Below are 622 nucleotides of genomic sequence, written 5' to 3' on the forward strand. Positions count from 1 at the left end.
GTTTCTAAAATGTTTAAAGCTTCACTATCGCGCCCCTGTTTCCACCGCGCCCAACCTAGATTTTTCAACAAGGAATAACGCACCTGTTGATCCTCATCGTCAACCCATTTGAGTCCTAACTGACTTAAATGAGCACTTTGATTATAATCATAGTCTTTAACTATCATCAATCGAGCTAAATCACTATAGGCAGCAGGCAAACCTTCCTGGGCAGCAAATTGAAAGTGTTTTCGAGCACAGTCTAGGTCTTGAACCGACTCACAAAGCTTTCCTAAAGTATAACGGGTAGCGCGATTATTAGGCTCTAAAATTAAAGCGAATTTGAGCGTCATTTGTACTAGAGATAATTGACCAGATTGATAAAAATCCCACCATTGATTATGTAAGGTTTTAGCAAGTGGCGGTCTAACCATAAACCAACTAAACCCTCCTAAAGTTAATAAAAGTAAAGCGACTTTTGCCTGTTTTGAAAAAGAAAATTGCTTTTGAAGGGGATATTGGAAAAGTTCAGGAAAATAGGCGGGATGCTGATAAATGACAGGCAACCAACTTGCACAGGGAAACTTGTCTTCAAACTCATCCTGTAACCGTTGCCGTGCTTCTCGAACTGCACAATATAAGG

The 622-nt window shown here is 40.0% G+C and carries 1 pseudogene; it reads right to left on the reverse strand.

The features are described 5' to 3' along the window. Positions 1–622, reverse strand: a pseudogene (locus tag PL9214_RS29685) (CHAT domain-containing tetratricopeptide repeat protein); the annotation flags it as partial.

It is taken from the genome of Planktothrix tepida PCC 9214 (assembly GCF_900009145.1).
GTDB classification, from domain to species: Bacteria; Cyanobacteriota; Cyanobacteriia; order Cyanobacteriales; family Microcoleaceae; genus Planktothrix; species Planktothrix tepida.